General features: G+C 63.9%; 4 protein-coding genes. All 4 read left to right on the top strand.

The window, feature by feature from the left end:
• Positions 1-250: 250 nt before the first annotated feature.
• A complete protein-coding gene (locus ACIQ2L_RS14615) occupies positions 251-1546 on the top strand; it encodes a metallophosphoesterase (protein WP_396160141.1) in 1296 nt (431 codons plus the stop codon).
• A gap of 110 nt (positions 1547-1656) precedes the next feature.
• Positions 1657-2601, top strand: a complete 945-nt coding sequence (locus ACIQ2L_RS14610; RefSeq protein WP_396160139.1) for a CsgG/HfaB family protein — start codon at positions 1657-1659, stop codon at positions 2599-2601.
• A 13-nt stretch (positions 2602-2614) separates the two neighbouring features.
• Entirely contained in the window at positions 2615-2971 is a 357-nt protein-coding gene (locus tag ACIQ2L_RS14605) for a hypothetical protein (protein WP_396160137.1), read from the top strand.
• On the top strand, positions 2968-3151 hold a 184-nt coding region (locus ACIQ2L_RS14600), incomplete at its 3' end, for a hypothetical protein (RefSeq protein WP_396160135.1). The genes ACIQ2L_RS14605 and ACIQ2L_RS14600, both read left to right, overlap by 4 nt.

The raw sequence follows: 3151 nt of genomic DNA, 5'->3' as shown, positions 1-3151 counted from the left end.
CCCAGACCAGCACGATCGGGCATTTCGCAAGAGTGGGGATCGCCAGCGCCGACCAACCGTTCAAAGCCGACGGCGAGCCCGCCGTCCCGCTGTGGCGCGGGCACGGCATGAATGTGCGGTATGAGGGGTTGGAGTAGAGGGCGCCGAACCAGAGCGCTGTGAATCGAACCGCCAAGGGGACCCCGCAAGTTCAGATATAGTTGAGCGACCTCGTGCTCGAGCCCAGAAGATGCGCGGACGCGGCCCTCTTATGTTCTGGCTTTTCCGGCTGGCCAAGGTCCTTGCCGCCGCATTCCTGCTTTTCGTCATCTATCTCCTCGTCGGACTCGCCCGATCGCAGGTCGAAGTCGGGCCGACCGGCGTCCATCGCTATTGGCTGGTGCCCCTCGCGCCCTTCGGAGGCATACGCGCCAATATCTTCTCGGGTACCGGCGATACGGTGTCCGTCCGCGGCTTCCTCGATGGTCCTGTGGTGCAGCGGACAGGCGCGGACGCCTGGTCGGCGCGCTGGTTCTGCGAGGATCGCATCGGCGCGTCAGAGGGTCGCGGCGATACACTTGTTATCGTCTGCGCAGGAAAGACGCATCGCCTTCCGCTTGCCCCGGTTGTGACTGCGGCGCCGATCGCGCCGATGCCCGAGCGCGTGATCGCGCTCAGCGACCTCGAAGGCAACGCGCGGTTCCTCGACGCGGCGCTGCGGCAGCTTGGCATCACGGACGAGGATGGCGGCTGGACATTCGGTCGCGGTCATCTGGTAGTGCTCGGCGACTCGGTCGATCGGGGGCGCGAGGTGTTCCGTGTTCTCTGGACGCTGTACCGCTTGGCTGGCGAGGCGTCGGCTGCGGGCGGCGCGGTCCATGTCGTGATCGGCAACCACGAGCAGTATGTCTTGAAGGGGTTGCTCACCCAAGCGCACGAAGATCATCGTCATGCGCTGCGGCGTATGGGCGGATTACGCGAGTCTTTCGCGCCCGATACGGTCATCGGCGAGTGGTTGCGCCGCCAACCGGTGATGTTGAAGCTTGGCGATACGCTCTTTGTGCATGGCGGTGTGAGCCCGCGGATAGCGTCACAGGGATTCGACATCGCCACGCTCAACAAGACTGCCCGTGACTACTGGGTCCGGCGCTCGACCGACGCAGCGACGGATGCGGTCTTCGGATGGTCCGGGTTGACGCAGTATCGCGGCTATCTGTCGGCGCAGCCGCGCGATCCGCTTGCAACCAAGCGCGAGGTCGATGCGATCCTGGCGCGCTACGGTGCGCAGCGCATCGTCGTGGGCCACACCCGAGTGCGCGCTGTGACGTCGCACTACGACGGCCGCGTCTGGGCCATCAATGTCAATGGCGACGACGCCCGGCCGGAGGTGCTCGCGATCGAGGGTGGCGTGCCGCGCGCCCTGGACATCGGGGTACATCGGCACCTCGATCCGCCCGGTCCTGGCGTCATCCGTGATCTTCGATGGTCGGACCCCGCCGACCGGCATCTCATTGCTGAACTGTTCGGGGATGCGTGGGAACTGGAAAGGATCCCGCATCCCTACTGAGCCGCACCGCAAGGAAATCTTTTTCCAAGCTCAATTTTTGAGCCTGCGCAGGCGCACGCTTCCTCCCGCGACCACCCATTTCGACCGGTTCCCATGCGCGGGAGTAGAAAATGCCTGTAGATCCACTGAGATACAGAGCGGCACTTTGCCTCATTGCCCTTGGCGGCTTTCTCTGGACGCCGACCGCCTACGCCCAAGCCACGATGGACGCGCGAGCGCAGTCGGCGCCGGCAGCCGCCCCGGCTGTTGGCCTGAAAAGGAAGATCGCCATCGCGCGCTTCTCGAACGAAACCCAGTCCGGCACCTCGTTCCTCGTCGACGCCTCCGGCGACCGGATCGGCAAGCAGGCAGCGGACATCCTCAGCGCTCGACTGACCGATACCGGCAAGTTCCTGATGTTCGAGCGCCAGGACTCGGATGAGGTTTCCACCGAAAAGATGCTGGCTGGGTTGAAGGAAGACGGGGTCGCCGTCGACTACCTCATCGTTGGCTCCGTCAGCGAGTTCGGTCGTTCTACTCAAAGTGAGTCCGGCATCTTCCAGCGGACGAAGACCCAAGAAGCGTATGCAAAGGTGAACGTGCGCCTCATCGAGGTCGCGAGCGGCCGGATCGTCTCGGCTACCGAGGGTGCTGGACGAGCGACGTCTGAAGCGAAGACCACAATGGGTGTCGGTGCGAGCGCGGGTTATGACCAAAGCCTGACCGACAAGGCCATCTCGGCCGCTATCTCCGAGGTGACCAGTCGGCTCGTCGAGACCATGACGAACAAGCCTTGGCAGTCGTTCCTGCTCTCGAAGCAGGATGGCCAGTTCATCATGTCGGGTGGCAAGCGCCAGGGCATCACGCCGGGGCTGCGGCTGTTCGTCTATCTGATCGGCGAACGGATCAAGAACCCCCAGACGGGCGCAATGGTCACGCTTCCCGGGCGGCGGGTCGCCGAAGTCCAGGTCATCTCCTCGTTCGGCGAGGATGAATTCAACGAGCTCTCCTTCGTCAGCGTCGTCTCGGGCGAGATCACGAGACCGCTCGGCGACTACTACCTCTCCGATCAGTGACACGGAGCCCGTCATGAAATCGATGCTTGCGATATTGGCACTGGTATTCCTGGCGGGCTGCGGCGCTCAACAGCAACTCGTGACCGCCGCGCCTGAGAAGACCGAGATCGTGGTCTTGGGTCCGACGCTGGTCGGCACAACCATATCGATCGGCGGTTCATTCAAGACCACCGTGCGGCGGGAGGACCTCGTGGCCTATCGGATGGGGGTGCTCGGGGCTGCTGACAAGGACGACGAGCGGCTCGAGCGGGTGGCCGTCACGGTCGACCCGGGGACCCATCGTGTTCGGGTAGTCCGCGGGGGCACAGTGCTCTTCGACGAGACCCTGTACATCGGTCGCGGTCAGGTACGGGAGGTGCGGCTCCAATGAGGACGCTTCGAAGCGGCTTTCTGGCCGGGCTCCTCCTGGTACTCCTGACGGGCTGTGCCACCGTCACGGAGGCGGGGTACTTCTGGGGTGATTACTCGTCCAGCCTCTATCGCTACACGAAGGATCCCTCGAAAGAGACGCTGACCGCGCATATCGCCACCCTCGAGAAGATGATCGAGG

The sequence above is a fragment of the Flavobacterium sp. genome, assembly GCF_044369455.1.
Lineage (GTDB): Bacteria > Bacteroidota > Bacteroidia > Flavobacteriales > Flavobacteriaceae > Flavobacterium.
This window is presented reverse-complemented; position numbering and strand designations above follow the sequence as displayed.

Excerpts from the sequence above, each read along its gene's own strand:
- ACIQ2L_RS14615 (WP_396160141.1), top strand. The coding sequence starts at position 251 with ATGTTCTGGCTTTTCCGGCTGGCCAAGGTCCTTGCCGCCGCATTCCTG.
- ACIQ2L_RS14610 (WP_396160139.1), top strand. The coding sequence starts at position 1,657 with ATGCCTGTAGATCCACTGAGATACAGAGCGGCACTTTGCCTCATTGCC.
- ACIQ2L_RS14605 (WP_396160137.1), top strand. The coding sequence starts at position 2,615 with ATGAAATCGATGCTTGCGATATTGGCACTGGTATTCCTGGCGGGCTGC.